The sequence below is a fragment of the Thalassococcus sp. genome (assembly GCF_982780845.1).
Genome location: NZ_CEYADA010000001.1, coordinates 377,558 through 402,213, shown reverse-complemented (window position 1 = coordinate 402,213; position 24,656 = coordinate 377,558). Strand labels below are relative to the sequence as shown.

The following is a 24,656-nucleotide window of genomic DNA, read 5'->3' as shown; positions in this document are numbered from 1 at the left end:
GTTTAGCCGCCCGTCATCGGCGGGAAGAAGGCCACTTCACGCACACCGTCCAGCGGGGCGTCAAAATCTGACAGGTCCTGATCCAGCGCCACGCGCAGCGCCGAGATGTCGGCGAAGGCTGCTGCATAGCGTTCTTCCTTGGCGATCAGTTCCTGCACAAGCTCGTTTACCGTCTTGGCCTCCGTCGTCACCGTTTCGCGCGGCACGCCGATGCGTTCACGGACCCAAGCGAAATAAAGAATATCCATCATGTCTCCTCCGACAGATGAGGCAGCGCTTTGTTCAGGTAATCCCAGCCTGTGATCAGTGTCAGCGCGGCTGCGATCCACAACAGGGCGATGCCCGCGTTGCCTGTCCAGATCATGCCGATTTTCTTCCACCACAGACCGATTTCATCCGTGATGCTGCCGTTCAGAATGCCCTCGACGATCTGTTCGTCCATGCCCATCACCGACATACCCAGATAGTGTTCGAACACCCCTTGGGCAAACAGGACGGCGATGGCGATCATCTGGACTGTGGTTTTCCATTTGGCCAAGGCGGTCACCTTCAATGTGCCCGCCGTATCCCCCAGATATTCGCGCAGGCCCGAGACGAACACTTCGCGGAACATGATGACGGTTGTCGGCAGAACCAGCCAAGGCGACATCGACGAATACCCAACGATGACCATCAGAGCGATGATCACCATTGCCTTGTCGGCGATCGGGTCCAGCATCGCGCCCAGTTTCGTTTCCTGTTTCCAGCTGCGCGCCAGATAGCCATCGAACCAGTCGGTGATGGCGGCACCGACAAAGAGCGCCAGCGCGTACCAATCTGCAAAAGGACGCGCGAAATACAGGAACATGACAGCAATGCCGGGCGCGGCCAGAAGCCGGAGCATGGTCAGGATATTGGGTACAGTCCACATCATAAAAACATCCCTAGCGCGTCTCGGAGACAGGCGGAAGCCCGTCTATAGGCCTATTCCGGTTTGGCGTCACTTTGCGGCAGGGTTCCGCAATGACGGTGGTAACGGTCGATGAACGCCGCACGGGCCGAGGGCAGGGGCTTGGACCCAAGCGCGGGCGCCAGTTTGTTTTCAAGAAAATGGCCCGTGGTTTTCAGGGCCAACAGGATTTCGTCATCAGGCGCGTGGCCCTTGCCCGCCAGAACAGGGGGCAGGGGAAGCATACGGTCCGCCCATTCGCCCGCCCCATGACGTGACACCGCCCGCCCGCTTTTGGGCGAGACGTAGATCAGTTCGTCATTCCGGCCCGTCGCTGCGCATTCGCTTAGATCAAGTCCAAAGCCCAATTCCTCAAGCAGGGCCAGTTCCCACTTCAGATAGGCCAGCGGCCAGACATCTGCGTGATCCAGCAGGTCCAGCAACAGGACCGTGTCGTTATAAAGCCGTAGCTGGCTTTCCCGCTCGGGCAGCGCAAAGGCAAGGATCGCCATCACGCTGTTCAGCCCCGCCAGTGTCAGACGGTTGGCCATCGCCATACCTGCGCGGGTTTTCACGGGTTCGATGGTGTAGGACCCGATATGATCTTCAAGACGTGCGCGCCAACTGACGTCCAGATCGGACCCCGGTTGAAGCGCGGCTGCGATCTTGCGTGACGATGCCCCGCGCAGAACGCCTGCGTGTCGGCCATGGTCTTTGGTAAAAACATCCAGGATGGCCGACGTTTCGCCGTGCCGTTTGACCGATAGCAATATCCCAGTGTCGCGCCATTCCATTGCGGCACTATTTACCCCGTTTCGCATGGCGACAAGTCTCTGACGCGAGGTCATTCGCAAAGGGGATGAAATTTCGCCTATTCAACCCATGTGAGTGTTTAGGAACCACTGATTCAGAGGACCCATGTCAGCGATTGCCCGCATCACCGCCGGATTGATTGGCCTTTTTGCTGTAGGCTCGATCGGTCTGGACATGTGGATCAGCCTGTCGGCCCATCCCGACCGGACCTTTCTGGCTGAGTTCTGGCGCTTGCTGCGGTATTTTACGATCCTGACCAACCTGATGCTGGCGGGCCTGTGTTTCTGGGTGGCGTCGGGGCGTCGTGTGGCCCCTTTCTGGACGGCGGCTGTGGCACTGTGGATTGCGATTGTGGGGATCGTCTATCACCTGCTGCTGGCGAGGGATCTGTCCGGCATCGATTGGTGGCCGGACTTTGGCCTGCACACCTTTGTGCCTGTGTCTTACGTGCTCTGGTGGCTGGTGTTCGCACCAAAGGCGGGCCTGCGCTTTGTTGACGGGCTGTCGTGGCTCGGGTGGCCTGCGCTGTACGTGGTCTATGCCTTGGGGCGTGGGTCGCTTGACGGCGTGTACCCGTACTTTTTCCTAAATCCGGTCAAGTCCGGCTGGCTGGGCGTTGCGGGCTGGTCGCTTGGCCTGTGTGCTGCGTTCTTTGTTGGCGGCATCGCGCTGATCGCGGTTGCGAAGGGACTTACGAAAGCCCGTCCTCATCCAGCAGATGCCGCCCTTCACGATCCTCAACTTCGATAACCCAAAGATCGGGGTCAAAGCTGCGCTGTTTGTTGATGGCTTCATCCACGGCGTATTCGTCGCCTTCCGACAGAACTGCCCATACACGGTCACCTGACATCAGATCGAAGGTGCGGGTATAGGCGCGGGCCTGACCGTCCAGCGTGGAGAGTTTGACCAACACCGCACCGGCGGTGTCGTCGCCGTGGGCCACCACAAAACAGGGAATATTCAGCAGCGACAGGCGCTGGCGATAGGCATCGACCCAAAAGCGGGCGGTCAGTCTGGGTGTCATGACGCCACCTTAGTCGCCGTCGCGGAAATCCAGACCCATTTCCGAATAACGCTCGGCTTCTTCCAGCCATTTCTCGCGGACTTTGACCTGAAGGAACAGATGCACGCGGCGGCCAAGGAATTCTTCCAGCTCTTCGCGGGCCGCTTTGGAAATCGCCTTAATCGTTTCGCCCTTGTTGCCCAGCACGATGCCTTTGTGACCATCGCGCATGACATAGATCATCTGGTCGATGCGGGCCGATCCGTCTTTGCGCTCTTCCCAGCTTTCGGTTTCGACCGTTAGTTGGTAGGGCAGTTCCTGATGCAGGCGCAGGGTCAGCTTTTCGCGGGTCATTTCCGCGGCGATCATGCGCATGGGCAAATCGGCAATCTGGTCTTCGGGGTAAAGCCACGGGCCTTCCGGCATTTCCTGACCCAGCCATTCTTTCAGACCGTCAACACCGTGGCCTTTTTCAGCAGAGATCATGAAGGTCTGTTCAAACGGGAAGGCCTCGTTCATGGCTTTGGACAGCGCGAGCAGTTCTTCGGCCTTCACGCGGTCGATCTTGTTGATGGCCAGCGCGACGCGTTGTTTGCCTTCGAATTCGTTCAGACGTTCGATGATCGCTTTGACGCCTTGGGTGATGCCGCGATGGGCCTCGATCAGCAGCACAGTGATATCGGCATCCGCAGCACCGCCCCAAGCAGCAGCTACCATCGCGCGATCCAGACGGCGGCGCGGTTTGAACAGGCCGGGGGTGTCCACGAACACGATCTGCGCATCACCTTCCAGTGCCACACCACGGATGCGGGCGCGGGTCGTCTGAACCTTATGGGTGACGATAGACACTTTGGCACCGACCATGCGGTTGGTCAGTGTAGACTTGCCTGCGTTCGGCTCTCCGATCAGGGCGACAAATCCTGCGCGTGTGCTCATGGGTGCTACTTTCCTAGTGAAGCGTCGCCTTTAGCCTAATTGGTTTGTTTGTGCCAGCGCTAGTATTCTGAGGCCTCTACGCGGCCCTCATGAGGCCTGTAATCCGTTACGCGGATTTCCGGCGGATGATTTCAAATCCCAGATCGATTTCCGGCTGTTCGACGGTTTCCCCGCGGAAACGGGCCAGAAGGACATCGGCAGCGGCGCTGCCAAAGGCTTCGCGGTCGACCTTGATGGTGGTGATTGACGGTTCGACGTCTGCGGCGAATTCCTGATCGCCGAAACCGATCACGGCAAGGTCCTCGGGGATGCGCATGCCGCGCGCTGTGGCCTCGATGATCACGCCGTGGGCCAGAATATCCGAGCTGCAAAAGATCAGTCCGGTTTCAAAGCCCTTGTCCAATAGCGCCGCCAGCCCTTCGCGGCCCCGTGCCAGTGTCGCGTTGGATTCAAAGTTCATTTCCAGAACCGAGTTGCCTGTTTTCTGTTCGTAGCGGGATTTGAACGCATCCTTGCGGCGCAGCGCGCGTTCGTCACCCGCCGCGATGGTGGCAGCCTTGGTGTAGCCGCGCTCGATCGCATAGTCCGCGGCGGCATAGCCCGTTTCGGCGTGGCGGAAGCCCACGCACATATCAATGGGTGATTCCGTGTAATCCCAAACCTCGACCACCGGCAGGCCAGAGGCCAGAAGCATCCGGCGTGCCTGTGCCGAATGGTGGATACCTGTCAGCAACAGTGCATCCGGGCGACGCGACAGGTGGGCGGCAATCGCCGCCTCTTCGTCTTCGGGGTCAAAGCCGGTTTCGGAGAGCAGGATTTGATAGCCCTCTTCCCGCATCCGCAGGCTGAAAGACCGGATCATCGAGGAATAGACGATGTTGGTAATCGACGGCACCAGCGCCGTGATCAGTTTGCTTTTGTTTGACGCAAGCGCCCCCGCGATGGCGTTCGGCACAAAGCCGGTCGCCGCGATGGCATCCTGAATTTTGCGCATCGTCTTGGCGGATACCTTGGACGGGTCGCTCAGCGCCCGCGACACCGTAACCTGAGACACGCCGGCCATACGGCCGACGGTCTCCATTGTGACGCCGCGCTGGCGCTTTTCACTGGCCTCGGGCCGGGTGTCTTTTGTCTGATCCATGAGCGATATAGTTCTGATTTTCGCCCCCGAATACAAGGTTTAGCTGATCGCCGCATTCTGTTTCGCACGCCGCGACAACATGATCGACCCAGTCACCGATCCGATGATCAACAGCCAAAGAACAACCGCGATCCAGCTTTTGGTGAAGAAGATCGTGACGTCGCCAAAGCTTTCCAGACTTTTGACGAAATAGACCTCGGCCGAGGGCCCAAGGATGAAGCCGATGATGAAAGGCGCGACCTCCAGTTTTAGCTTTACGACCAGCCAGCCGAACAGGCCGAAGATCAGCAGCGTCCAGACATCGAACATGATGCCGTAGTTGATCGTATAGGCGCCAATCACGCACATCATCAGGATGACGGGAAACAGGATGTGCTTGGGGATGGTCACGACCAGCGCAAAGTAGCGGATCGCCACATACATCATGACCAGCATCGCGATGTTGGCGATCAGCATGGCGATGATCATGGCATCCCACGTACCGGGGTTGTTGCCGATAAACAGCGGACCCACCTGAATGCCCTGAAGCGTGAACGCCCCGATCAGCAAAGCTGTGGTCGAGTCGCCCGGAATGCCCAAGGACAACAGGGGCACCAGCGCGCCACCTGTCAGGCCGTTATTGCCGGATTCAGACGCCATGATGCCCGCGGGTTCGCCCTTGCCAAAGTTTTCGGGGGTCTTCGAAAAGGTCTTGGCGTTGGTGTAGGAAATGATCGACGCGGCAGAGCCGCCAACGCCGGGTAGAATGCCAACAAAGGTGCCGATCAGCGACGAGCGTGTCAGGTTTACGGACTGGCCTTTGAAGATCGAGAACGAAAAGCCCGATTTCTTACCCACGTCGATGTCGTCCAGCGAATGGCCCTTCGGAACACCAATCTCTGCCTGCTCAAGGATGGCAGCCAGTCCGAACAGGCCGATCAGAACGGGCAGCAAGGAAAAGCCGCTGTCCAGCCAGTATTCCGTTCCCGGTGGCACAAGGCGCATGTTGCCGTTGCCGCCTTTGGTGATGTCGTAGGTGCCGATCAGGGCCACGAAAATCCCCAAAACGCCCGAGAAAATGCCAAGCAACATGTCCGAGGACAGCGCCGCCATGACGGTCAGGGCAAAGAAGATGATCAGGAACTTTTCCACGTAGGAAAACTTGATCGCGAAATCCGCCAACGTGGGTGCAAACAACCACAGGATCGCAAGGCTGATGATGCCACCGACAAAGGACGATACGATGCCGATCCGCAGCGCCTTCTCGCCCTCTCCCCTTTTGGCCATGGGGTAGCCGTCAAAGGTGGTGGTGATCGACGATGGCGTGCCGGGAATGCCCAGCAAGATCGCGGGCACAAGGCCGCCAGAAATGCCGCCGACATATAGGCCCAAAAGCAGCGCCAGACCGTTTTCCAGACCCAGCGAGTAGGTCAGCGGCAAACATACGGCCACAGCCATGGTCGCCGTCATGCCGGGGATTGCGCCAAAGATGATGCCGATCAGAGTGCCGCCAACGATCAGCGACAGGAACATGGGGGTAAGGATCTCGAACATGAACTTTGCGCCTCAGGGAAGGGTCAGGAACAGCGGGTAGGTGAACAGCCACCACACGAAAACAGGGCCGACGACAGACACGACAGCCAGTGGCAGGATCGATTTCATCGTCCGCTCGTGCATGAAAAGAAGGCCGGTCAGGAACACAAACGGGATCGAGCAGAACAGGAAGCCGCGGCCTGTGTTGGGCCAGATGTCGCCCACCGGAACCATCAGGGAAAAGTACAGCAAGGTCAGCACGATCGTGCCAAGAAAGCGGGGCTGGTCCATGCTCTGCCAAATCCCGCTCCAATATGTGCCTGCCGTCGCGATTTTGGCGCGATCACGGATCACGATGGCCAGACCAAGCAAGCCAAGCACGCAGGCAATGATGGTGGGGAAAAGCAGATGGGACGTTTCGAAATCGATCGTGACCTGGGTAAGCTGACCCATGGTTACCTCCCTGAAAGTAAGCACAACGGCCCCGGCCAGAAACCCGGCCGGGACCTGATTTTCACCTGATCAAGGATCAGGAATCGCCGGTGATGTCCGCGATAACCTTGCCGTAGGTGTTACGCTTTTTCAGAAGGTGCTCGTTTGCATCCTTGATGGACAGATAGTTCGGAATAAAGAACGACGCTTTCTGGCGTTCCTGAATGGCGCCTTCTGCGAAAATCTCGCTCAGCGCTGTGTCGATCTTTTCCGCGATGGCCGGATCCATGTCTTTGTTGAACAGCATGAAGAATTCCTTGTCGAAGGTGAAATCTTCGGTGCCGTCCAGTGTCACGCTTGTCTGCGGGCTGGCATATGCCAGCATGTCGTCACGTGTGGTGCCGCCCATGCCTGCCTCAGGCGCTTGGCCCAAGGTTGCGGGGCGCGCTGTGATCCAGACAAAGCGCATGGCTTTCTGGTCGTCTGCCGACAACTGTGTGAACTGTTCGTTCGCCTGGATCGAGCCGTTGATCACGTCTGCCAGTCCATCCCACATCGCTTGGTTCTTGTCAGACTGCGAACCGGTGTTGACCGCGACGATGTTTTCCTCGGAACCCGGTGCGCGCACTTTGGCCGCGTTTTTCATGGCCGAGAAGCCGATTTCGGACACGCCGCCCGGCTGGATCGCCACGCGAACCTTTGTGCCTGCTTCAGCGGCTTTCAGAATGTCTTCCATCGACTGGTAGGGGCTGTTTGCCGGCACCAGATAGGCATTGCCCGGGTTGATCGCGACGGTCGGGCCAACAGCGTAGTTTTCGAACGGGTCGTCATAGCCCTGACGGCCATAAAGGTTCCCCAGATACGCCTGATCGTGGAAGATCATGATGGTTGTGCCGCGCTTGTCACGGCTCAGCGCCTTAAAGCCTTCGGACGAACCGACGGCGTCAACTTTGATGTTCACGCCCAGCTTTTCGGACAGCGCTTCGGCAACGATGGCCGAGTTCTGGTATGTGTCACCGCCGGTCGATGTCGAACCGATCACCATACGGATATTGCGGGGCAGGTCCTGTGCGAATGCTGTGACCGGCTGCGCCAGAAGCGCTGTTGCCGATACGGCAGCAAGAAGGGTTCTGCGTGTAAGTTTCATGGTTTCCTCCCAAGGGCCGCGATGCGGCGAAAGATCAGGTTTCGGGTGTGTGGGACCCGTCCGGATGCGTAAATGAATGCGCATACATTTTTGTTGATCACGACTCGACTATACCTGTCAAGCAAAGTTTTAATTCAATAATTGTTGCGTACCTCGTTGCTGTTTCGCGTTGACGTTTATTTATGTATGCGCATACAAAAGTGTCAGAAATTTGCGTCATTTGGAGATCGAACATGTCAGAGTCGGACAAAAAGCCTGCCGGGGGATTGCGGAGCGACCGCTGGTTCGCGCCGGATGATTTGCGGTCGTTCGGCCATCGTTCGCGGATGATGCAGTTGGGCTTTTCCGAAGAAGAGTTCCGCGGAAAGCCGATTATCGGCATTCTGAACACATGGTCCGAGATCAATTCGTGCCACAGCCACTTTCGCGAACGCGCGCAGGATGTGAAGCGCGGCGTGGCGCAGGCCGGTGGTCTGGGCGTTGAGATGCCGTCGCTGTCTGTCGACGAATCGTTCACCAAGCCGACCTCGATGCTCTACCGCAACATGCTGGCCATGGAAGTCGAGGAAATGATCCGGTCGCACCCGTTCGACGGTGTTGTCCTGATGGGCGGTTGTGACAAGACCACACCGGGTCTGGTGATGGGCGCGCTGACCGCTGGCATCCCGATGATCTACCTGCCTGCCGGTCCGATGATGCGAGGCCACTATGCGGGCAAGATCCTCGGATCCGGCTCGGACGCGTGGAAATATTGGGACGAACGCCGCGCGGGTAATATCACCGACGAAGAATGGCTGGGTATCCAGGGCGGCATCGCGCGTTCTGCAGGCACATGTATGACCATGGGCACCGCTTCGACCATGACAGCGATCACCGATGCGATGGGGCTGACATTGCCCGGCGCGTCATCGATTCCTGCCGTCGATTCGGGCCACCAGCGGATGTCAGCAGACTGCGGTCGCCGTATCGTCGATATGGTCCGCGAGGAACTGACACCGGATAAGATCGTGACACGCGAAGCTGTCCAGAACGCGGCAATCACGGCAATGGCGACAGGCTGTTCCACCAACGCGGTTGTCCACCTGATCGCCATGGCGCGTCGCGCGGGCGTTGATTTCACGCTAGATGATCTGGATGCGCTGGGCCGCACCACGCCGCTGATCGCGAACGTGCGTCCGTCGGGCAAAGATTACCTGATGGAGGATTTCTTCTATGCGGGCGGTCTGCGCGCTCTGATGAAGCAGCTTGAAGAACGCCTGCACACCGACTGTATGACGGTGAACGGCAAGACGATGGGTGAAAACCTTGAAGGGGCCGAGGTCTATAACGACGACGTCATTCGCCCGTTGTCGAACCCTGTTTACCACGAAGGCTCGCTCGCCCTGTTGCGCGGCAACCTTTGCCCCGATGGCGCGGTGATCAAACCCGCTGCGTGTAATCCGAAGTACTACCAGCACGAAGGCCCCGCTGTGGTCTTTGACAGCTATCCCGAAATGAAAGCCTTCGTTGACGACGAAAACGCCGATGTCACGCCGGATACAATCATGGTTCTGCGCAACGCAGGTCCGCGGGGCGGCCCGGGTATGCCGGAATGGGGCATGCTGCCGATCCCCAAGGCGCTGATCAAACAGGGTCACCGTGACATGCTGCGTATTTCTGACGCGCGGATGTCCGGCACGTCCTATGGCGCCTGCGTTCTGCACGTTGCGCCGGAATCCTTTGTCGGCGGTCCGCTCGCGCTGTTGAAAACAGGTGACATCGTCAAACTGGACGTGCCGAACCGGACGCTCGACATGCTGGTCGACGAAGAAGAGCTGGAAAAGCGCCGCGCGGCGTGGACACCGCCCGAACCCCGTTTCGAACGCGGCTATGGCTGGATGTTCTCGAAACACGTTCTGCAAGCCGACAAGGGCTGCGACTTTGACTACCTCGAACGCGGCTTTGGCAAGGTCGCAGGCGAGCCCGATATTTTCTGAGGAGACCGCAGATGGCTCATGATCTTGATAAGGCCCTGACCGGTATCTCCGGCATCTTGGTCACCCCTTATGATGACGCGGGCGAAATCGCGCCGTCGAAACTGAACCCGATCATCGACCGTGCGCTGGGCGCGGGCATGCACATTCCTGTGGTGAACGGCAACACGGGCGAATTCTATGCGCTGACCACAGACGAAGCCGTCTCCATGGCGACAGAGGTCTGCGGCATGGTCGGCGACCGCGCGCCTGTTCTGGCGGGCGTTGGCCGTGGCATTCGTGATGCCTGCCGTCTGGCGAAAGCATCCGCTGATGCCGGTGCGTCTGCGCTGATGATCCACCAGCCGCCGGATCCCTTCGTGGCCCCGCGCGGCACGGTTGACTACATCAAGGCCGTGTCGGATGCCTCTGGCGGCCTGCCGATGATGCTGTATCTGCGCAACGACGCCATCGGGACGAAAGCGATTGCCGATCTTTGCGCCATCCCCGGTGTGAAGGGCGTCAAATGGGCGACCCCGAACCCCCTGAAACTGGCCGAGGCCAAAGCGGCCTGTGATCCGTCCATCGTTTGGGTCGGTGGTCTGGCCGAGGTCTGGGCCCCGCCGCTTTATGCAGTTGGTGCACGTGGTTTTACTTCGGGCCTGATCAACGTCTGGCCGGAACGGTCGGTTGCGATCCACGCAGCACTGGATGGTGGTGACTATGACACCGCGAACCAGCTGATCCGCGAAATGCGCGCGTTCGAAGATATCCGCGCCGAAGAAATGAATGGCACCAACGTGACCGGTGTGAAGGCGGCGCTTCAGGCACTGGGGCAGGACTGTGGTCCGACCCGCCCGCCATCGGCATGGCCGCTGACAGATACGCAGCAGGCCCAACTTGGTGATTTCCTGAAGGCCAACGGCCTGATCTGAACAAGGATTTAAGACATGCTTGATGAAACATTCACGCCGCACGGCAAACATCTGATCGCGGGCAATTGGGTTGCGGGCGAACAGACCTTTGCTTCCGAACCTGCGACTGGCGACGCCTTTGATTTCTCGGTCGGGACACCCGATCTGGTGGATCAGGCCAGCCAAGCGGCAGAAGACGCCTTCTGGACCTATGGCTATGCATCGCGCGAAACCCGCGCGGCGTTTCTGGACAAGATCGCAGACGAGATCGAGGCACGCGGCCCGCAGATCACATGGATCGGCAGCGCGGAAACCGGTCTTCCCGCCGCACGGCTTGAAGGCGAACGCGGCCGTACAACGGGCCAGCTGCGCCTGTTCGCATCGCACATCCGTAGCGGCGAATTTCTGGACCGTCGCCATGACGCGGCGCTGCCGGATCGTCAGCCTTTGCCGCGCCCCGAGCTGTATATGATGCAGCGCCCGATTGGCCCTGTGGCCGTCTTCGGTGCATCGAACTTCCCCTTGGCGTTCTCGACTGCCGGTGGTGACACCGCCGCCGCGCTGGCCGCTGGCTGCCCCGTTGTCGTCAAAGGCCACTCTGCCCACCCCGGCACCGGTGAAATCGTTGCCGAAGCCATTCACGCAGCGATCAAGGCCTGTGGCATGCCCGCTGGTGTGTTCAGCCTGATCCAGGGCGGTAAACGTGACGTGGGCACCGCGCTGGTTCAGCATCCGCTGATCAAGGCCGTGGGCTTTACCGGTTCGCTGGGTGGTGGACGTGCGCTGTTCGATCTGTGCGCCGCGCGCCCCGAACCGATCCCGTTCTTTGGTGAACTGGGGTCCGTCAATCCGATGTTCGTTTTGCCGAACGCCGTGTCTTCGCGTGGTGCCGATATCGGCACAGGTTGGGCCGGATCGTTGACCATGGGCGCAGGCCAGTTCTGTACCAACCCCGGTATCGCGGTGGTTCAAACAGGTGCTGAAGGCGACGCCTTTGTCAGTGCCGCCGCTGAAGCGCTGAAAGGTGTTCAGACGCAGTGCATGCTGACAGACGGCATCGCGCAGGCCTACAAAGACGGCAAGACCCGTTTCGATGGCCGCAACGCGGTGAAACCGGTTCTGGTGACTGACAGCGAAGGCCGCAACGCAAGCCCGAACCTGTATGAAACAAACGCCGAAAACTACCTGCAGGACCATGCGCTGGGTGAAGAGGTGTTTGGCCCGCTTGGTCTGATCGTGCGCGTGTCCGGACCGGAAGAGATGGAATCGTTGGCCCGTGGCTTTGAAGGCCAGCTGACAGCAACCATGCATATGGATGAGGGCGACACCGATCTTGCCCGCCGCCTGCTGCCCGTTCTGGAACGCAAGGCTGGTCGCGTGTTGGTCAACGGCTTCCCGACAGGGGTCGAGGTGGCTGACACGATGGTCCATGGCGGGCCTTACCCTGCCTCGACCAACTTTGGTGCGACATCGGTCGGCACGCTGGCGATCCGTCGCTTCCTGCGCCCCGTTTGTTACCAGAACCTGCCTGCCAGCATTCTTCCCGAAGATCTGGCCTAAGCCACACAACGATTACGACGGTCGAGGAGAACCGAGAAATGAAACAGGAAACCCGCGAAAAGCTGATGGGTGTCTCCGTCGCGACGCTTGCCACGGCGCTGTACAAACGCGGCCTGCGCAATCAGGTCATTCAGGGCGTGCATCCGGTCAAAGGCAAAGGCGTAAACATGGTCGGTCCGGCCTTTACCCTGCGCTATATGCCCGCCCGCGAAGACCGCAACCAGTTGGTCGAATTCCGCAATCCGGAACACCCCCAGCGCGTCGCCATCGAACAGTGCCCCGAAGGCCACGTTATGGTTATCGACAGCCGCAAGGATGCGCGTGCCGCGTCTGCGGGCGATATCCTTGTCACGCGCCTGATGGTACGTGGCGGTGCTGGCATCGTGACCGACGGTGGTTTCCGTGATGCGGCAACGATTGGCGAACTGGATATTCCCGCCTACCACACACAGCCGTCCAGCCCGACGAACCTGACGCTGCACGAAGCGATCGAAATCAACGGACCGATCGGCTGTGGCGACGCGCCGGTTTTCCCCGGTGATGTGATCGTGGGTGATGAAGACTGCGTCATCGTGATCCCTGCCGAAATCGCCGACGAGATCGCCGATGAAGCGGTTGAGATGACGGCCTACGAAGACTTTGTCGTGGAGCGCGTCAAAGGCGGGGCGACGATCATCGGTCTTTATCCTGCGACACAGGAAGAAAACCTTGAGATCTTCAAAAAATGGCGTGCCGAAAACGGCCGCTAAGAAAATGCGGCGCACCCTTCTCCCCGCGTCGCATGAAGATCTTGGAATGGGGCAGCCTTTATGGCTGCCCTTATTCTTTCAGGCCCCAGCCACGGATGATAACAGCGTCGCGCTCGGGTTTGGCCGTTTTCAGCGTGCCCACGAAAATACGGCGGTTCATCCACTCAAGTTTGCCCACCGGTGCGGTGACATCGATGACCGACAGTTTGTAGGGATCGGGCGCAACGGTTTCATCGATCCGGACGCGGTTGTGCACCGTCAGGACAGACCCATCATCCATCTGCATCTCATACAGCGCATCCAGCGTTTTAAAGCCATCGGATGTCACAAGCTGCCGGTCTGCGCCGCCGGGCAGCACAACGCCGGACAACCCGTCGATCCCCGGACCGGAAAACACCTTGCCACCCAGAATGGGAACGACGTATCGCTGGCCTTTCGGGGTCATTCCCCAGTCTTCGCGCGGGGCAATGTCGACAACGGCTGTCCAGATCAGGGACAGTTGCGGGGTGACAGGAGGCTTGGCTTCAAGGATCTGTTCCGGCGTCATGTTTTTCTCTCAGAGGGATGTATTTCAGGGTTTCGAAACCCTTATCGAATATGGGCTAAATTTATTATTCCTTTATATCACAGGTCTTTAGCTTGTTCACTAGGAAAGGGGCCAAAAATTCGCCCCGAGGGAGGATCCATGTCTATTTTCAAGAAACTCACCACCACCGGACTTGCTGCTGTGCTGGCGCTGGGAACGGCGATGCCCGTGTTTGCTGCGGATAAGCTTGTCATCACGCTGGACACCCCGCCGGGTCACATCCGGACGCGTATGATCAAGAAGTTCACGGAAACGCTGGGAGAGAAATCCGGCGGCGCACTGACCTTTGAGGTATTCGACTCGAACCAGCTGTATTCGTCGCGCGACGCGATGAAAGCTGTGGCGCGGGGCGACGCCGGCATGACCATTCTGGTCACCCCGTACCTGAGCCGCGTTGTATCGGATTACAACGTGTTCGATCTGCCCATTCTGAACGGCATGACAGCCGACGAACGCGCCGCCATGCTGGACGGCGGATTGGGCGATATGTTGACCAAACAGGCCGAAGACAAGCTGGGTATCGTGATCCCCGGCCAGTTCTGGTCGATGGGCCGTGTCTGGCTGTGGTCCACAGATAAGAAGATGGATGAATTTGCTGACCTGAAAAACATGCAGGTCCGCATTCCGGGTGGTGCGGCGCTGGTGATGCGTCTGGATGCGGTTGGTGCCTCGGCGGTGTCGATGCCGGGTTCTGACGTTCCGCTGGCATTGCAGCAGGGCACAGTGGACGCGACGATGGGTGGCCCTGACTATATGTACAACAACAAGTTCTGGGATGCGGGCGTGAAGCACGGCTTTTGGGATGGCGGTGTTGTCGGCTTCCTCGCGCCGCTGGTCTATCAGGGTTACTGGGATGGCCTGACAACCGAAGAACAGCAGATGTTCCGTGACACCTGGAACGAAATCACTATCGAGCAGCGCCAGAAAGTGGCCGAAGAAGAAACCGCTTTCCTGTCCAAGCTGGCAGAGCAGGACATTAAGATCGTCGAGGCGACAGATGCGGACGTTGCGCAGGCCAATGAATCGATGCTGGCTGTACAGGACGCGATGATCGAAAAGCTCGAGATTTCTCCCGAGGTTGTCGAAGCTGCTACAAAGTTCGTGAAGTGACCCACATTGATCGTTTCTTTGACGGTTTCGACCGCCTGATTGGCTGGGTCACGGCAGGCTTGCTTGCTGTGGCCTACGCCCTGTCCGTTTTTGGCGTTGTCGAGCGCTATGTCATTTCCGGTTCCGGCACTGACTGGATCTATGAAGTGGTTATTTTCGTCGTGGTCTGGGCCATTCTGTTGTCTGTGGCGCGGATCGAACACCGCCGCGCGCACATCCGGATGGACAGTCTCTGGCGCAGGCTTTCGCACCAAAACAAGGTGCGGGCCGAATATGTGTCGCTGCTGCTGGGTCTGGCGTTCAGCCTGTTTCTGGTCTGGTCCGGCTGGCTGGTCGTTCAGGACAGCATTATGTGGGGCGAACGCACCGACAGTTCGCTGCGCTTGCCGTTCTGGGTGTATTACTCGGCCCTCAGTGTCTCGCTTTCGGTTCATGCCGCCTTTGTCTTGCACCGCATCAGCATACTGGCGCGCGGTGAAATGGAACTGGAAACCGGCGATCTGGCCGTGACCATCCAACGTACCGGAGATCTTTCGGATTGACCCTATTTCTGCTTGTACTGGGCTTCATCGCAGTATGTTGCCTGCTGGCGATTGGTGCGCCGATCTACCTTGTGTTGGGCACCGTCGCGATCGCATTGTTGCTGGGCGAAGGCTATTCCGATGCCGGTTTTGGCCAGCACGTTCTTGATCACCTGAATTCGCCGGTTCTGATCGCCGTACCGTTCTTCCTGCTCGCTGCCGTCACCATGCGGGGCGGCGGGATCGCCAAGGTCCTGTTCGACGCCGCCCTGACCATGTTCGGCTGGGTGCGTGGTGGTCTGGCCATCGCGGGCGTCGCGGCCACAGCCATCTTTGCAGCGATTAACGGGTCGTCTATGGCGACGGCTTTGGCGATGGGCACGCTTCTGGTGCCGTTAATGATCGAAAAGGGATACAAACCATCCTTTGCGATGGGCCTGACGGCGGCTTCGGCCACGCTGGGTATTCTGATCCCGCCATCTCTGCCTATGCTGTTGATCGGCATCATCGGCGAGGAATCCGTGCCGCGTCTGTTCCTGGGTGGCGTTGTGCCGGGCCTGCTGCAGGCGGGTCTGTTCATGGCCTACATCTTTGTCGTGGCAAAACGCGTGGGCGGCGCGCCTATGCCGCGCGCAACGATGCAGGAAATGGTTCAGACAAACACGCACGCTCTGGCCGCCTATGCGATCCCGGTGATCGTTCTGGGCGGTATCTATGGCGGCTTTGTCACGCTGACCGAGGCGGCCGTTCTGGGCGCCACAGCCGCGATCATCGCGGTCTTGTTTGTCTACCGTACGGGCAGCATCAAGGACCTGATCAACCTGTTTTCCGAGGCCATCGACCGAACAGGCGTTGTGACCGCCAAAATCATCGGCGCGTTCCTGTTGTCGGCTTGGGTGATCAAGTCCGGCCTTCCCCAGTCTTTGGCGCAATACGTGGCAGATACGGGGCTGGAGCCTTGGCAGTTCCTGACCTTCATGAACATCTTCCTTGTCCTGATGGGCATGTTCCTTGAAGGCGCGGTGATCATCCTTGTGGTTCTGCCCATCGTGGCCCCCATTGTGCGCACCTTGGGCATCGACATGACTCACTTTGCGGTGGTGATGATCATCAATATCGAACTGGCGCTATTGTCGCCGCCGATTGGCCTGAACCTGTTCATCATGGCCAATGTCACCCGCCGCCCCGTGGGCGAGGTTATTCGCGGCACGCTGCCTTTCTTCCTGCTGATGTTGGTGTTGTTGATCGTGATCACCTACGTGCCGATCATCACGACCTTCCTGCCGGATCTGGTGTTCGGCAAATCCAGCTAAGGCGGCGACCCAAGACACGAAAAAACCCCAGTCCGGTGACGGGCTGGGGTTTGACGTTTCGGGGATGGCGTGAAACGTCAGTTTGTCAGTCGGTCTTTCAGGAAATCCAGCGCCAGTCGATTGAACACCTCGGGCTGATCCTGCGGGACGGAATGGCCTGCGCCTTCGACCACTTCTAACGGTGCCTGCGGAATGGTGCGGTGAATGCCGGACATCATCGCCTTGAAAATCGGCCCTGTGTTCGCGCCGGTCAGGATCATGACAGGGATATCCAGTGCAGCCAGTTTTTCCGGCGGAAGCAGCGGAAACTCATCCGACGACAGCGCGACACGTTTGCCGGCCAACATGTTCTGGCGGCGCTGACGCAGCTTTTCTTCGGGGATCGTATCGACCGATTTATTCTGGATGCCGCCGGTCAGCAGCATCGCGCCCTCTTCATCATCGCCCCGTTCGAATGCGGCGCGTGAAGTCACGACAACCGCGTCGCGGAAGGCGTCGGCAGCGGGCGCGGTGTCTTTGAACATCTCGGCGTATTTCATCATGGGCGGTTCGACGGCGACAACGGCCCGAACGCGGTCTGCGTGGTGCACAGCCATCGCCAGTGCAGCAAACCCGCCATAGGACGACCCGACGATGATCGCCTTGTCGATCCCGAGGCTGTCCATCAACGCCGCCACATCCGCAGCGTTGTCGATGGCGCTGTGATCGGGGGCGTCCATGGTGTTTTTATTGGGCCAATTGAACCGGCAGCTCAGCGAAATGCAGTCGTAGTGTTCGGTGAAGGCCGCCCACTGCGGTGCCCAAGACCGGTAGTCGCCCATGACCCCGTGGATCATGATCAAAACGGGGCCCTGACCTGCGCGAACGTAGTTGATTTCAGCACCGTCCGGCAGGGTCGCGACAGTGGGCTGCAGTGTGTCTAGTGGCATAAATTGGCCTCTCCTAATCCAGTCAGAAAAGTAGACAGAAGAGGTATATGAAGATAATAATGAATGGCCATTTGATATGAGTAAATCGAATACCAATGCAGCCCGACGCCGACATCATTTACCGCCGCCTTTTGAACAAGGCCAAGTTCCGGCATCTTAGCCTGCTGATCCAGTTGAACGACCTGCGCAACATGAAACGCGCAGCGGAATCCATGAACCTGACACAGCCTGCCGTTTCGCTTGCGGTATCGGAACTTGAAAAGCTGTTGGGCGTCACCCTGTTCCTGCGACATGCGCGCGGTGTCGAGCCGACCCAGGCCGCGACCGAACTGGTGCCTGTCGCCCGCCGGATCATGGCGGCGCTTGGGGACGGGTCGGAAATCGTCTCGAGTGTGTTGAACGAAAACGCGGGCTTTGTCCGCTTGGCCGCAACCCCCGCAGGCCTAAGTGGCATCGTCGAACCCGCGATCCAACGGCTGTCGGAAAACTTCCCCTCGATCCATCTGGAAATCTCCGAGGTCGTGTCGGCCAACCCGCTTGAACCCATTGCCAACGGAACCTGCGATATCCTGTGCAGTCGTCAGCAGCCAACAGTGCCCGCCGACTGGACGTTCGAGGTCGTGTGCGATGACGAACTGGTGGTGGCCTGTGGGTCGCAACACCCCTTGGCCGCCGAAGGAAAAGCCGACAAAGAGGCGCTGCGCAACGCGAACTGGCTGATGACGAGGCGCGGCTCAGTTGCACGCGACCGCTTTGACGATCTGGCCGAAGATATCCAACTGCCCGACAGTCACCGCCGCGGCACGGTCACACACGTCCCGATGTTGACGCTTGCCATGCTGATGCGGACCAACAGTCTGGCGTTTCTGCCCAAAAGCGTCACGATCCCATGGCAGAACGAAGGGCTGGTCACTGTTCTTGACACCCCTGCGACCACCCGCATGCGCCCGCTGGGTATCTTGCTGAATGAAACCAACCGCTCACGCGTGGTGCGCAAAGTGGCCCGAGAGTTGATGCGGGTTGGTGGGGAGTAGGGACAGGATTACGACTGTTCCAACCGCTCAAGCAGTGCTTTTGCGGCGGCTTGTTCCGCCAGTCGTTTGCTGCCCGCTGTCGCCCGACAGGTTTCGCCGTTTTCCAGACGTGCCTCGATGGTAAAGACCGGCTGGTGGTCGGGGCCGCTGCGGGACACCTCGACATAGGCGGGGGGCGGCATGCGGCGGGCTTGGGCCCATTCTTGAAGCGAGGTTTTGGGATCGCGCGCGTCTTCTTCGACCGCATCAATCCGTTTGCCCCACAAACGCAGGACCAGCGATTTGGCCTCGGAAAACCCGCCGTCCATATAGACGGCCGCAATCACCGCCTCCATCGCGTCGCCCAACAGCGCCATCTTACGGCGGCCACCGGACAGGCGTTCGGATCGGCCCAGCTTCAACGCTTCGCCAAATTCATACTCGCGCGCGACGTCGGCGCAGGTTTCCTTGCGCACCAAGGCATTAAAGCGCGGGGCCAACTGGCCTTCGGTTGCCTTGTTGTCCTTGTCCAGAAGCGCTTCGGCCATCACAAGACCAAGAACGCGGTCGCCCAGAAATTCCAGCCGCTGGTTGTCTTCGCGGTTGGGGCCGGACATGGACGAATGGATCAGGGCCCGCTGCAACAGCTGGACCTGCTTGAACTCATAGCCGATGCGGCCCTCAAGCGCGCTTATTTCGGCCGAGCGTTTCACTGGATCGCCTTAAAGAAACGATCCCCCCGCCATGTCCAGAAGAACAGCATCGAGCTGCCCGCAGACGAGAACATGACGCGGTCGGCACGACCGACGAGGTTTTCGAACGGCACAAAGCCCACGCCATTCGCGATGGTCGGCACACGGCTGTCAGACGAGTTGTCGCGGTTGTCGCCCATAAAGAAGTAATGGCCTTCGGGCACTTCGTAGACGGGGGTGTTGTCGGATCCTTGCGTGCCGATGTTCAGGATGCTGTGGCTGACACCGTTTGGCAGGGTTTCAACGAATTTCTGCTTGATACAAACGCCGCCATCACCGACAGGGCCGTTCGCACAACGCGGACGCAGCGCATGGGGGCCTTGGGGTGCGGCGGTTTCTTCGAACGTGCCGTCGGGCGTGACCTCGACCGGAACGTCGTTGATGTAGACCAGACCTTCGCGCACCTGAACCTTGTCACCCGGCAGACCGATCAGACGTTTGATAAAGTCGCGGCCCGTCACAGGGTGGCGGAAGACCACCACATCACCGCGCTCGGGTTCGCTGCCGAACAGACGTGTGTTGTCGCCGTCAAACATGCCGCAGACGTCCTCGGCATCGATGTCGATGCCAAAGTTGGGAATGTAGATCGACGGGCACGACGCATAGGAATAGCCGTAGGCCATTTTGTTCACGAACAGGAAGTCGCCGATCAGCAGCGTGTCTTTCATCGATCCCGACGGGATCCAGAACGGTTGAAAGAACAGGGTGCGGATGACACCCGCGATCAGCAGTGCATAGACGACCGTTTTGACGGTTTCCAGAAATCCGCCTGATTTGGTCTCGGTTGTCATGACTTGGCTTCCTCGTCGATTGGGTCGCTGGCTTCTTGCGGGGCAGGCATGGTGAAGTCAAGGTTGCTTGGGGTGCCGCGCCTCTATGGCGCTGTGATCCGCCGCGCCTCGATCACCACAAAGGCCTGCGCCCAAGGGTGATCATCGGTCAGGGTGACGTGAATGATGGCTTCATGGCCTTCGGGGGTCATCTCATCCAGACGTTCTTTGGCCCAACCGGTAACCGCCATCACGGGCTGGCCCGTGCGCAGGTTAGACACGGCCATGTCTTTCCAGCTGATCCCCATCCGAAGGCCGGTGCCCAACGCCTTGGAGCACGCCTCTTTCGCGGCCCAGCGTTTGGCGTAGGTGCCTGCCACATCCGCGCGGGATTCCGATTTGCGCTGTTCGGTTTCGGTGAACACGCGGTTGCGAAACCTGTCGCCAAAGCGGTCAAGCGTGCCTTGAATCCGGTCGATGTTGGCCAGATCGCTGCCGATCCCCAAGATCATTGAACGACCTCGGTTTCGACTGTGCCAGCGCCTTGGTTGATCACCACATACAGCATCGCAGGATCGGGGCCGTCGCCTTCCCAAATGTTGACGGGAATGCTGACTGTCAGGCCAACGGTCGGTTCGTAGTTCGCCGCAGCACCGGACAGGTCCATGCCCCCGAAGCCCAGGTTTTCCGAGGCAGAGACAAGCGTGCACATCTCATAAGGATCGTTCGGCGCGGGCTGGATCACCATCAGGTGCGATGAACAGCAGGCGGGTTCGGTTGTGTCCAGCCAATAAAGACGCACTGCGCCATTGGCGAACTGACGGATGCTCTCAGAAGGCGGCATCATCAGATTGCGGGCGCTGGCCGTGAAACCGTCGCATTCGGACAGCGTTGCAGGCTCGGCCAAGGCCGGACCTGCCAACGCGCAGGCGACGGCCAGTGCCGTGAACCGGATCATGCGCGGGCCGCGTCCATCACGCGGCGCATTTCCGTGATCGCAGGGGCCAAACCGCGGAATATGGATTCACCGATCAGGAAGTGGCCGATGTTCAGTTCCATCACTTGGGGCAGGGCGGCAATCGGCGTGACCGTGTCGTACGTCAGGCCGTGACCAGCGTGCACCTCAAGCCCCAGACTGTCGGCAAAGGCGGCCATCTCTGTCAGCGCGGCCAGTTCCTTGTCCCGTTCGTCGAAACGGCCCTCTGCGTGGTAATCGCAATATGCACCGGTGTGCAGTTCGATCACTTCTGCCCCGATGCGATGGGCGGCTTCAATCTGGCGCTTGTCGGCCGCGATAAAGATCGACACGCGGCAACCGGCGTCACGCAGCGGCGCGATGTAATGGGCCAGCTTGTTTTCCTCGCGCGCAACCTCAAGCCCGCCTTCGGTGGTCCGCTCTTCGCGCTTTTCCGGAACGATGCACACCGCATGCGGTTTGTGGCGCAGGGCGATCTTCTGCATTTCTTCTGTCGCGGCCATTTCAAAGTTCAGCGGAACGGACAGCTGCTCCATCAGCGCATCGATATCGGCGTCCATGATGTGACGGCGGTCTTCGCGCAGGTGGGCGGTAATTCCGTCAGCGCCGGCCTCTTCGGCGATTTTGGCCGCGCGCACCGGATCGGGATAGGCCCCGCCACGTGCGTTCCGTACCGTGGCGACGTGGTCGATGTTCACGCCAAGCCGCAATTTGCCTTTGAATTCGGTCATCTGTTCGCTCCCGCTGTTCAGGGTGAACCTAGTCTGATGACAGTGTCTCGTCAGCCCGTTTTTTCAATTTGGCCAAGCGTGCTTTCAGCGCACCCTTGCGACGGTTCTGATAGGCGCGGATCAGGGGCACGGACAGGTAGTAGGCCACCAGACCGGTGATGATACCCGGAACAATGCCGCCGACCAGATAGGGGTAGAACACTTCGCGATAGAAAATCGCCAGATCGGTCCAGTCGGGTGTCGCGCCGGTGAACAGAGACATCAGGTTGTCCCACAAATCCTGACCCGCCAGCACAAACTTTTTACCTAGCGAACTGTGATGTTCGGGATCACGTTCAATCCCCAGCATCCAATAGCCGGTCTTCATCGAAATCACGCCAATCGGAACGTAGGTCAGCGGGTTGCCAAAAAACGTGCCCAGAAGCGCAGCCACCACGTTACCACGCACTGCAAGCGCCAGAATCCACGCAAAGAAAAAGTGGAAGCCGTAGAACGGCGTGAAAGTGGTCATGACACCGGCAAAAATGCCGCGTGCGATTTTTTCGGGGGGGTCGGGAAGACGATGGATTCGGTGTTTGATGTACCGCGCAGCACGCGCCCAGCCACCCTTTGGCCAGAGCGCACGGAGAGCCCGTTGATATAACGGCTGCCTGTCGCGGCGCTTAAAGACCAAACTCTATCCTTCCTCGTGCCTCATTCGGTAGGGACCGATGGCTTTAACAGTGTCGCGTCGCGGCGGCGCTCGATCGAGGCAACATCACTTTCCGCTTCGAGCGCGGAAATAACCGAATGCAAATGCTCGGCGTCGCTCAGGTCTATATCGACGAGAAGCCGATAAAAATCAGGTTTACGATCCAAAAATTCTAGATCAGAGATATTTGCGCCACGTTCGCCAATCAATGTGCAGATCCGACCCAAAACGCCTGCATCGTTACCAATCGTTAAAATCAGGGTCACGTCATAAGCTGCAGGATGCGTGCCGTCTGCCCAGTGTAGATCCAACCAACGATCCGGCTGGTCTTCGAGTTCCGAAAGCGCCTCGCAATCGATGGCGTGAACGGTCACGCCACTGCCGCGCTGGGCGATGCCCACGATACGTTCGCCCGGAAGCGGCTGACAGCATCGCGCACGGGTAAAGCCCTGCCCGGGGGTCAGACCGATAACGGCACGTTCCGTGTCGACCTGTACGTCATCTTTCGGGGCCAGATCGGGGTAAACTGCCTGAATGACCTCACGCGATGTCAGTTCGGCACTGCCTAGGCGGGCAAGCAGCGTTTCGCGATCTTCAAGGCGCAATGTGCGGGCTGCTTTTTCCAGCGCCTTGTCCGACGCTTTCTTGCCCACGTGTTCAAACGCTGATCGCGCCAGTTCCTGACCCAGCTTGATAAACCTTTCGCGGTTTGCTTCACGCAGCGACCGGCGGATCGCGGTCTTGGCTTTGCCGGTTTTGGCGATGTCCAGCCATGTGGCCTGCGGTGTCTGGCCTTGGGCGGTGATGATTTCGACCGACTGGCCGTTTTTCAACCGCGTCCAGAGCGGCACGCGCAGACCGTCAACCTTTGCGCCCACACAGGCCGCACCGATCCGCGTGTGGATCGCATAGGCGAAATCCAGCGGCGTTGCGCCTTTGGGCAACTTCACCACGTCGCCCTTGGGCGTAAAGCAGAACACCTGATCCGAATACATCTCGAGCTTTACAGCTTCGAGGAATTCATCGTGGTCTTCCTCTGCGTCGAACTGTTCGGTCAGCGACGCGATCCACTTGGCGGGATCCACCGCAAAGGGGTTCTGTGCGCGGATACCGTCGCGATAGGACCAGTGCGCAGCAACGCCGGTTTCGGCAACCTCGTGCATCTGGCGGGTTCTGATCTGAACCTCGACACGTTTGCCGTCGCGGCCCGATACTGTGGTGTGGATCGACCGGTAGCCGTTTGATTTCGGCTGGCTGATGTAGTCCTTGAACCGGCCCGGAACCGCGCGCCAGCGTTGGTGGATCACACCAAGGGCTGCGTAACAGTCGGCCTCGGATCGTGTGATGATGCGGAAGCCATAGATGTCGGACAGGCGGGAAAAGCCCATGTCCTTTTCCTGCATCTTGCGCCAGATCGAATAGGGCTTTTTCGCACGGCCAAAAACCTCGGCCTCGATATGTGCGTTGTCCAGCTCGTGGCGCATGTCCGATGTAATGCGGTGGATCACATCGCCGGTTTCGCGCTGCAGCGTGATAAAGCGGCGGATGATCGACGCGCGGGCCTCGGGGTTCAGCACGCGGAAGGCCAGATCCTCAAGCTCTTCGCGCATCCACTGCATACCCATGCGGCCAGCCAGTGGCGCGTAGATATCCATGGTTTCGCGGGCTTTTTGCTGCTGCTTTTCAGGCTTCATCGCCTTGATCGTCCGCATGTTGTGCAGACGGTCGGCAAGTTTCACCAGAATAACGCGCAGGTCCTTGGACATCGCCATGAACAGCTTGCGGAAGTTTTCGGCCTGTTTGGTCTCGGTCGACGACAGCTGAAGATTGGTCAGCTTGGTCACACCATCGACCAGAGACGCGATTTCGTCGCCGAACTTGTCGGCCACTTCGCCATAGGTCGATTTGGTGTCTTCGATCGTGTCGTGCAGCAACGCTGTGATCAGCGTTGCGTCATCCAGTTTCTGTTCGGTCAGGATGGCCGCGACTGCGACAGGGTGCGTGAAGTAGGGCTCGCCCGAACGACGGAACTGCCCTTCATGCATCTCGCGGCCATAATTATAGGCCGCGTGGATCAATGCTTCGTTGGTCTTGGGATTGTAATTGCGGACCAGTGCAATCAGGTCTTCGGCCGCGATCATGCGCCAGTATTCCTTAACCCGGCCCGCAAGAAGCGG

At 59.1% G+C, this 24,656-nt stretch carries 27 protein-coding genes; 9 read left to right on the top strand and 18 right to left on the bottom strand.

Annotated elements, in window-relative coordinates; genetic code table 11:
* Positions 1-2: 2 nt before the first annotated feature.
* Genes moaD through recO form a run of 3 tightly spaced genes read right to left on the bottom strand, consistent with a single transcriptional unit; the run spans position 3 to position 1,722 of the window.
* Complete coding sequence (gene moaD, locus AC4FIA_RS02045) at positions 3-248, bottom strand: molybdopterin converting factor subunit 1 (RefSeq protein ID WP_287473844.1); 246 nt, start codon at positions 246-248, stop codon at positions 3-5.
* Positions 248-913, bottom strand: a complete 666-nt coding sequence (gene pgsA, locus AC4FIA_RS02040) for a CDP-diacylglycerol--glycerol-3-phosphate 3-phosphatidyltransferase (protein ID WP_103909320.1) — start codon at positions 911-913, stop codon at positions 248-250. Before pgsA ends, moaD begins: the two co-directional genes overlap by 1 nt.
* Positions 914-963: 50 nt before the next feature.
* Complete coding sequence (recO, locus tag AC4FIA_RS02035) at positions 964-1,722, bottom strand: DNA repair protein RecO (protein ID WP_103909319.1); 759 nt, start codon at positions 1,720-1,722, stop codon at positions 964-966.
* 124 nt (positions 1,723-1,846) lie between these two features.
* Between recO and AC4FIA_RS02030 the strand changes: the two genes are divergently transcribed.
* Positions 1,847-2,491, top strand: a complete 645-nt coding sequence (locus AC4FIA_RS02030) for a Pr6Pr family membrane protein (protein WP_490364506.1) — start codon at positions 1,847-1,849, stop codon at positions 2,489-2,491.
* On the opposite strand, the gene AC4FIA_RS02025 is transcribed toward AC4FIA_RS02030, so the two are convergent.
* From AC4FIA_RS02025 to AC4FIA_RS02000, 6 genes are all read right to left on the bottom strand, one after another.
* Positions 2,433-2,765, bottom strand: coding sequence for a DUF1491 family protein (locus tag AC4FIA_RS02025; protein WP_490364505.1), 333 nt, complete (start codon positions 2,763-2,765; stop codon positions 2,433-2,435). The genes AC4FIA_RS02030 and AC4FIA_RS02025 overlap by 59 nt on opposite strands.
* Positions 2,766-2,774: 9 nt before the next feature.
* Positions 2,775-3,680, bottom strand: coding sequence for a GTPase Era (gene era, locus AC4FIA_RS02020; RefSeq protein WP_103909316.1), 906 nt, complete (start codon positions 3,678-3,680; stop codon positions 2,775-2,777).
* A gap of 106 nt (positions 3,681-3,786) precedes the next feature.
* Entirely contained in the window at positions 3,787-4,821 is a 1,035-nt protein-coding gene (locus AC4FIA_RS02015; RefSeq protein WP_490364504.1) for a LacI family DNA-binding transcriptional regulator, read from the bottom strand.
* Between the two features lie 39 nt (positions 4,822-4,860).
* Positions 4,861-6,354: a tripartite tricarboxylate transporter permease gene (locus AC4FIA_RS02010; RefSeq protein ID WP_490364503.1), complete on the bottom strand. Its 1,494-nt coding sequence runs from the start codon at positions 6,352-6,354 to the stop codon at positions 4,861-4,863.
* A 12-nt stretch (positions 6,355-6,366) separates the two neighbouring features.
* Entirely contained in the window at positions 6,367-6,810 is a 444-nt protein-coding gene (locus AC4FIA_RS02005) for a tripartite tricarboxylate transporter TctB family protein (protein WP_490364502.1), read from the bottom strand.
* A gap of 52 nt (positions 6,811-6,862) precedes the next feature.
* Positions 6,863-7,912 carry a hypothetical protein gene (locus AC4FIA_RS02000; protein ID WP_490364501.1) on the bottom strand — a complete coding sequence of 350 codons (1,050 nt, stop codon included), beginning with the start codon at positions 7,910-7,912 and terminating at the stop codon, positions 6,863-6,865.
* Between the two features lie 233 nt (positions 7,913-8,145).
* Between AC4FIA_RS02000 and araD the strand changes: the two genes are divergently transcribed.
* From araD to AC4FIA_RS01980, 4 genes are read left to right on the top strand one after another with little or no spacing between them, the layout of a single operon-like run.
* Positions 8,146-9,888 carry an L-arabinonate dehydratase gene (gene araD / locus AC4FIA_RS01995; protein WP_490364500.1) on the top strand — a complete coding sequence of 581 codons (1,743 nt, stop codon included), beginning with the start codon at positions 8,146-8,148 and terminating at the stop codon, positions 9,886-9,888.
* Between the two features lie 11 nt (positions 9,889-9,899).
* Positions 9,900-10,799 carry a dihydrodipicolinate synthase family protein gene (locus AC4FIA_RS01990; RefSeq protein ID WP_490364499.1) on the top strand — a complete coding sequence of 300 codons (900 nt, stop codon included), beginning with the start codon at positions 9,900-9,902 and terminating at the stop codon, positions 10,797-10,799.
* 15 nt (positions 10,800-10,814) lie between these two features.
* On the top strand, positions 10,815-12,338 hold the full coding sequence (locus AC4FIA_RS01985; RefSeq protein ID WP_490364498.1) for an aldehyde dehydrogenase (NADP(+)): 1,524 nt from the start codon (positions 10,815-10,817) through the stop codon (positions 12,336-12,338).
* A gap of 38 nt (positions 12,339-12,376) precedes the next feature.
* A complete protein-coding gene (locus tag AC4FIA_RS01980) occupies positions 12,377-13,087 on the top strand; it encodes a ribonuclease activity regulator RraA (protein ID WP_490364497.1) in 711 nt (236 codons plus the stop codon).
* Positions 13,088-13,157: 70 nt separating this feature from the next.
* Here AC4FIA_RS01980 and AC4FIA_RS01975 read toward each other — a convergent pair whose 3' ends face one another.
* A complete protein-coding gene (locus tag AC4FIA_RS01975; RefSeq protein ID WP_490364496.1) occupies positions 13,158-13,634 on the bottom strand; it encodes a DUF3237 family protein in 477 nt (158 codons plus the stop codon).
* Between the two features lie 138 nt (positions 13,635-13,772).
* Here AC4FIA_RS01975 and dctP point away from each other — a divergent pair, with 138 nt between their 5' ends.
* From dctP to AC4FIA_RS01960, 3 genes are read left to right on the top strand one after another with little or no spacing between them, the layout of a single operon-like run.
* Positions 13,773-14,783 carry a TRAP transporter substrate-binding protein DctP gene (gene dctP, locus AC4FIA_RS01970; protein WP_490364495.1) on the top strand — a complete coding sequence of 337 codons (1,011 nt, stop codon included), beginning with the start codon at positions 13,773-13,775 and terminating at the stop codon, positions 14,781-14,783.
* The gene (locus AC4FIA_RS01965) at positions 14,780-15,325 is read left to right on the top strand and encodes a TRAP transporter small permease (protein WP_490364494.1); all 546 of its coding nucleotides are present in this window, start codon (positions 14,780-14,782) and stop codon (positions 15,323-15,325) included. Before dctP ends, AC4FIA_RS01965 begins: the two co-directional genes overlap by 4 nt.
* A complete protein-coding gene (locus AC4FIA_RS01960) occupies positions 15,322-16,617 on the top strand; it encodes a TRAP transporter large permease (RefSeq protein WP_490364493.1) in 1,296 nt (431 codons plus the stop codon). The genes AC4FIA_RS01965 and AC4FIA_RS01960 overlap by 4 nt, the downstream gene beginning before the upstream one ends.
* A gap of 77 nt (positions 16,618-16,694) precedes the next feature.
* On the opposite strand, the gene AC4FIA_RS01955 is transcribed toward AC4FIA_RS01960, so the two are convergent.
* Positions 16,695-17,546: an alpha/beta fold hydrolase gene (locus AC4FIA_RS01955; protein WP_490364492.1), complete on the bottom strand. Its 852-nt coding sequence runs from the start codon at positions 17,544-17,546 to the stop codon at positions 16,695-16,697.
* Between the two features lie 95 nt (positions 17,547-17,641).
* Between AC4FIA_RS01955 and AC4FIA_RS01950 the strand changes: the two genes are divergently transcribed.
* Positions 17,642-18,580 (top strand): LysR family transcriptional regulator, encoded by a 939-nt coding sequence (locus AC4FIA_RS01950; protein WP_490364491.1) that lies wholly within the window; start codon positions 17,642-17,644, stop codon positions 18,578-18,580.
* An 8-nt stretch (positions 18,581-18,588) separates the two neighbouring features.
* Here AC4FIA_RS01950 and rnc read toward each other — a convergent pair whose 3' ends face one another.
* The 7 genes from rnc to AC4FIA_RS01915 form a co-directional block, all read right to left on the bottom strand.
* Positions 18,589-19,272 carry a ribonuclease III gene (gene rnc, locus AC4FIA_RS01945; RefSeq protein WP_490364490.1) on the bottom strand — a complete coding sequence of 228 codons (684 nt, stop codon included), beginning with the start codon at positions 19,270-19,272 and terminating at the stop codon, positions 18,589-18,591.
* Positions 19,269-20,102 (bottom strand): signal peptidase I, encoded by an 834-nt coding sequence (lepB, locus tag AC4FIA_RS01940; RefSeq protein ID WP_103909308.1) that lies wholly within the window; start codon positions 20,100-20,102, stop codon positions 19,269-19,271. Before lepB ends, rnc begins: the two co-directional genes overlap by 4 nt.
* 83 nt (positions 20,103-20,185) lie before the next feature.
* A complete protein-coding gene (gene acpS, locus AC4FIA_RS01935) occupies positions 20,186-20,593 on the bottom strand; it encodes a holo-ACP synthase (protein WP_103909307.1) in 408 nt (135 codons plus the stop codon).
* A complete protein-coding gene (locus AC4FIA_RS01930) occupies positions 20,590-21,039 on the bottom strand; it encodes a hypothetical protein (RefSeq protein WP_490364489.1) in 450 nt (149 codons plus the stop codon). The genes acpS and AC4FIA_RS01930 overlap by 4 nt, the downstream gene beginning before the upstream one ends.
* The gene (locus tag AC4FIA_RS01925) at positions 21,036-21,788 is read right to left on the bottom strand and encodes a pyridoxine 5'-phosphate synthase (RefSeq protein ID WP_103909305.1); all 753 of its coding nucleotides are present in this window, start codon (positions 21,786-21,788) and stop codon (positions 21,036-21,038) included. Before AC4FIA_RS01925 ends, AC4FIA_RS01930 begins: the two co-directional genes overlap by 4 nt.
* 28 nt (positions 21,789-21,816) lie before the next feature.
* Positions 21,817-22,461, bottom strand: coding sequence for a DUF2062 domain-containing protein (locus tag AC4FIA_RS01920; protein WP_287473736.1), 645 nt, complete (start codon positions 22,459-22,461; stop codon positions 21,817-21,819).
* Positions 22,462-22,481: 20 nt separating this feature from the next.
* Positions 22,482-24,620 (bottom strand): RelA/SpoT family protein, encoded by a 2,139-nt coding sequence (locus AC4FIA_RS01915; RefSeq protein ID WP_490364488.1) that lies wholly within the window; start codon positions 24,618-24,620, stop codon positions 22,482-22,484.
* Positions 24,621-24,656 lie beyond the last annotated feature (36 nt).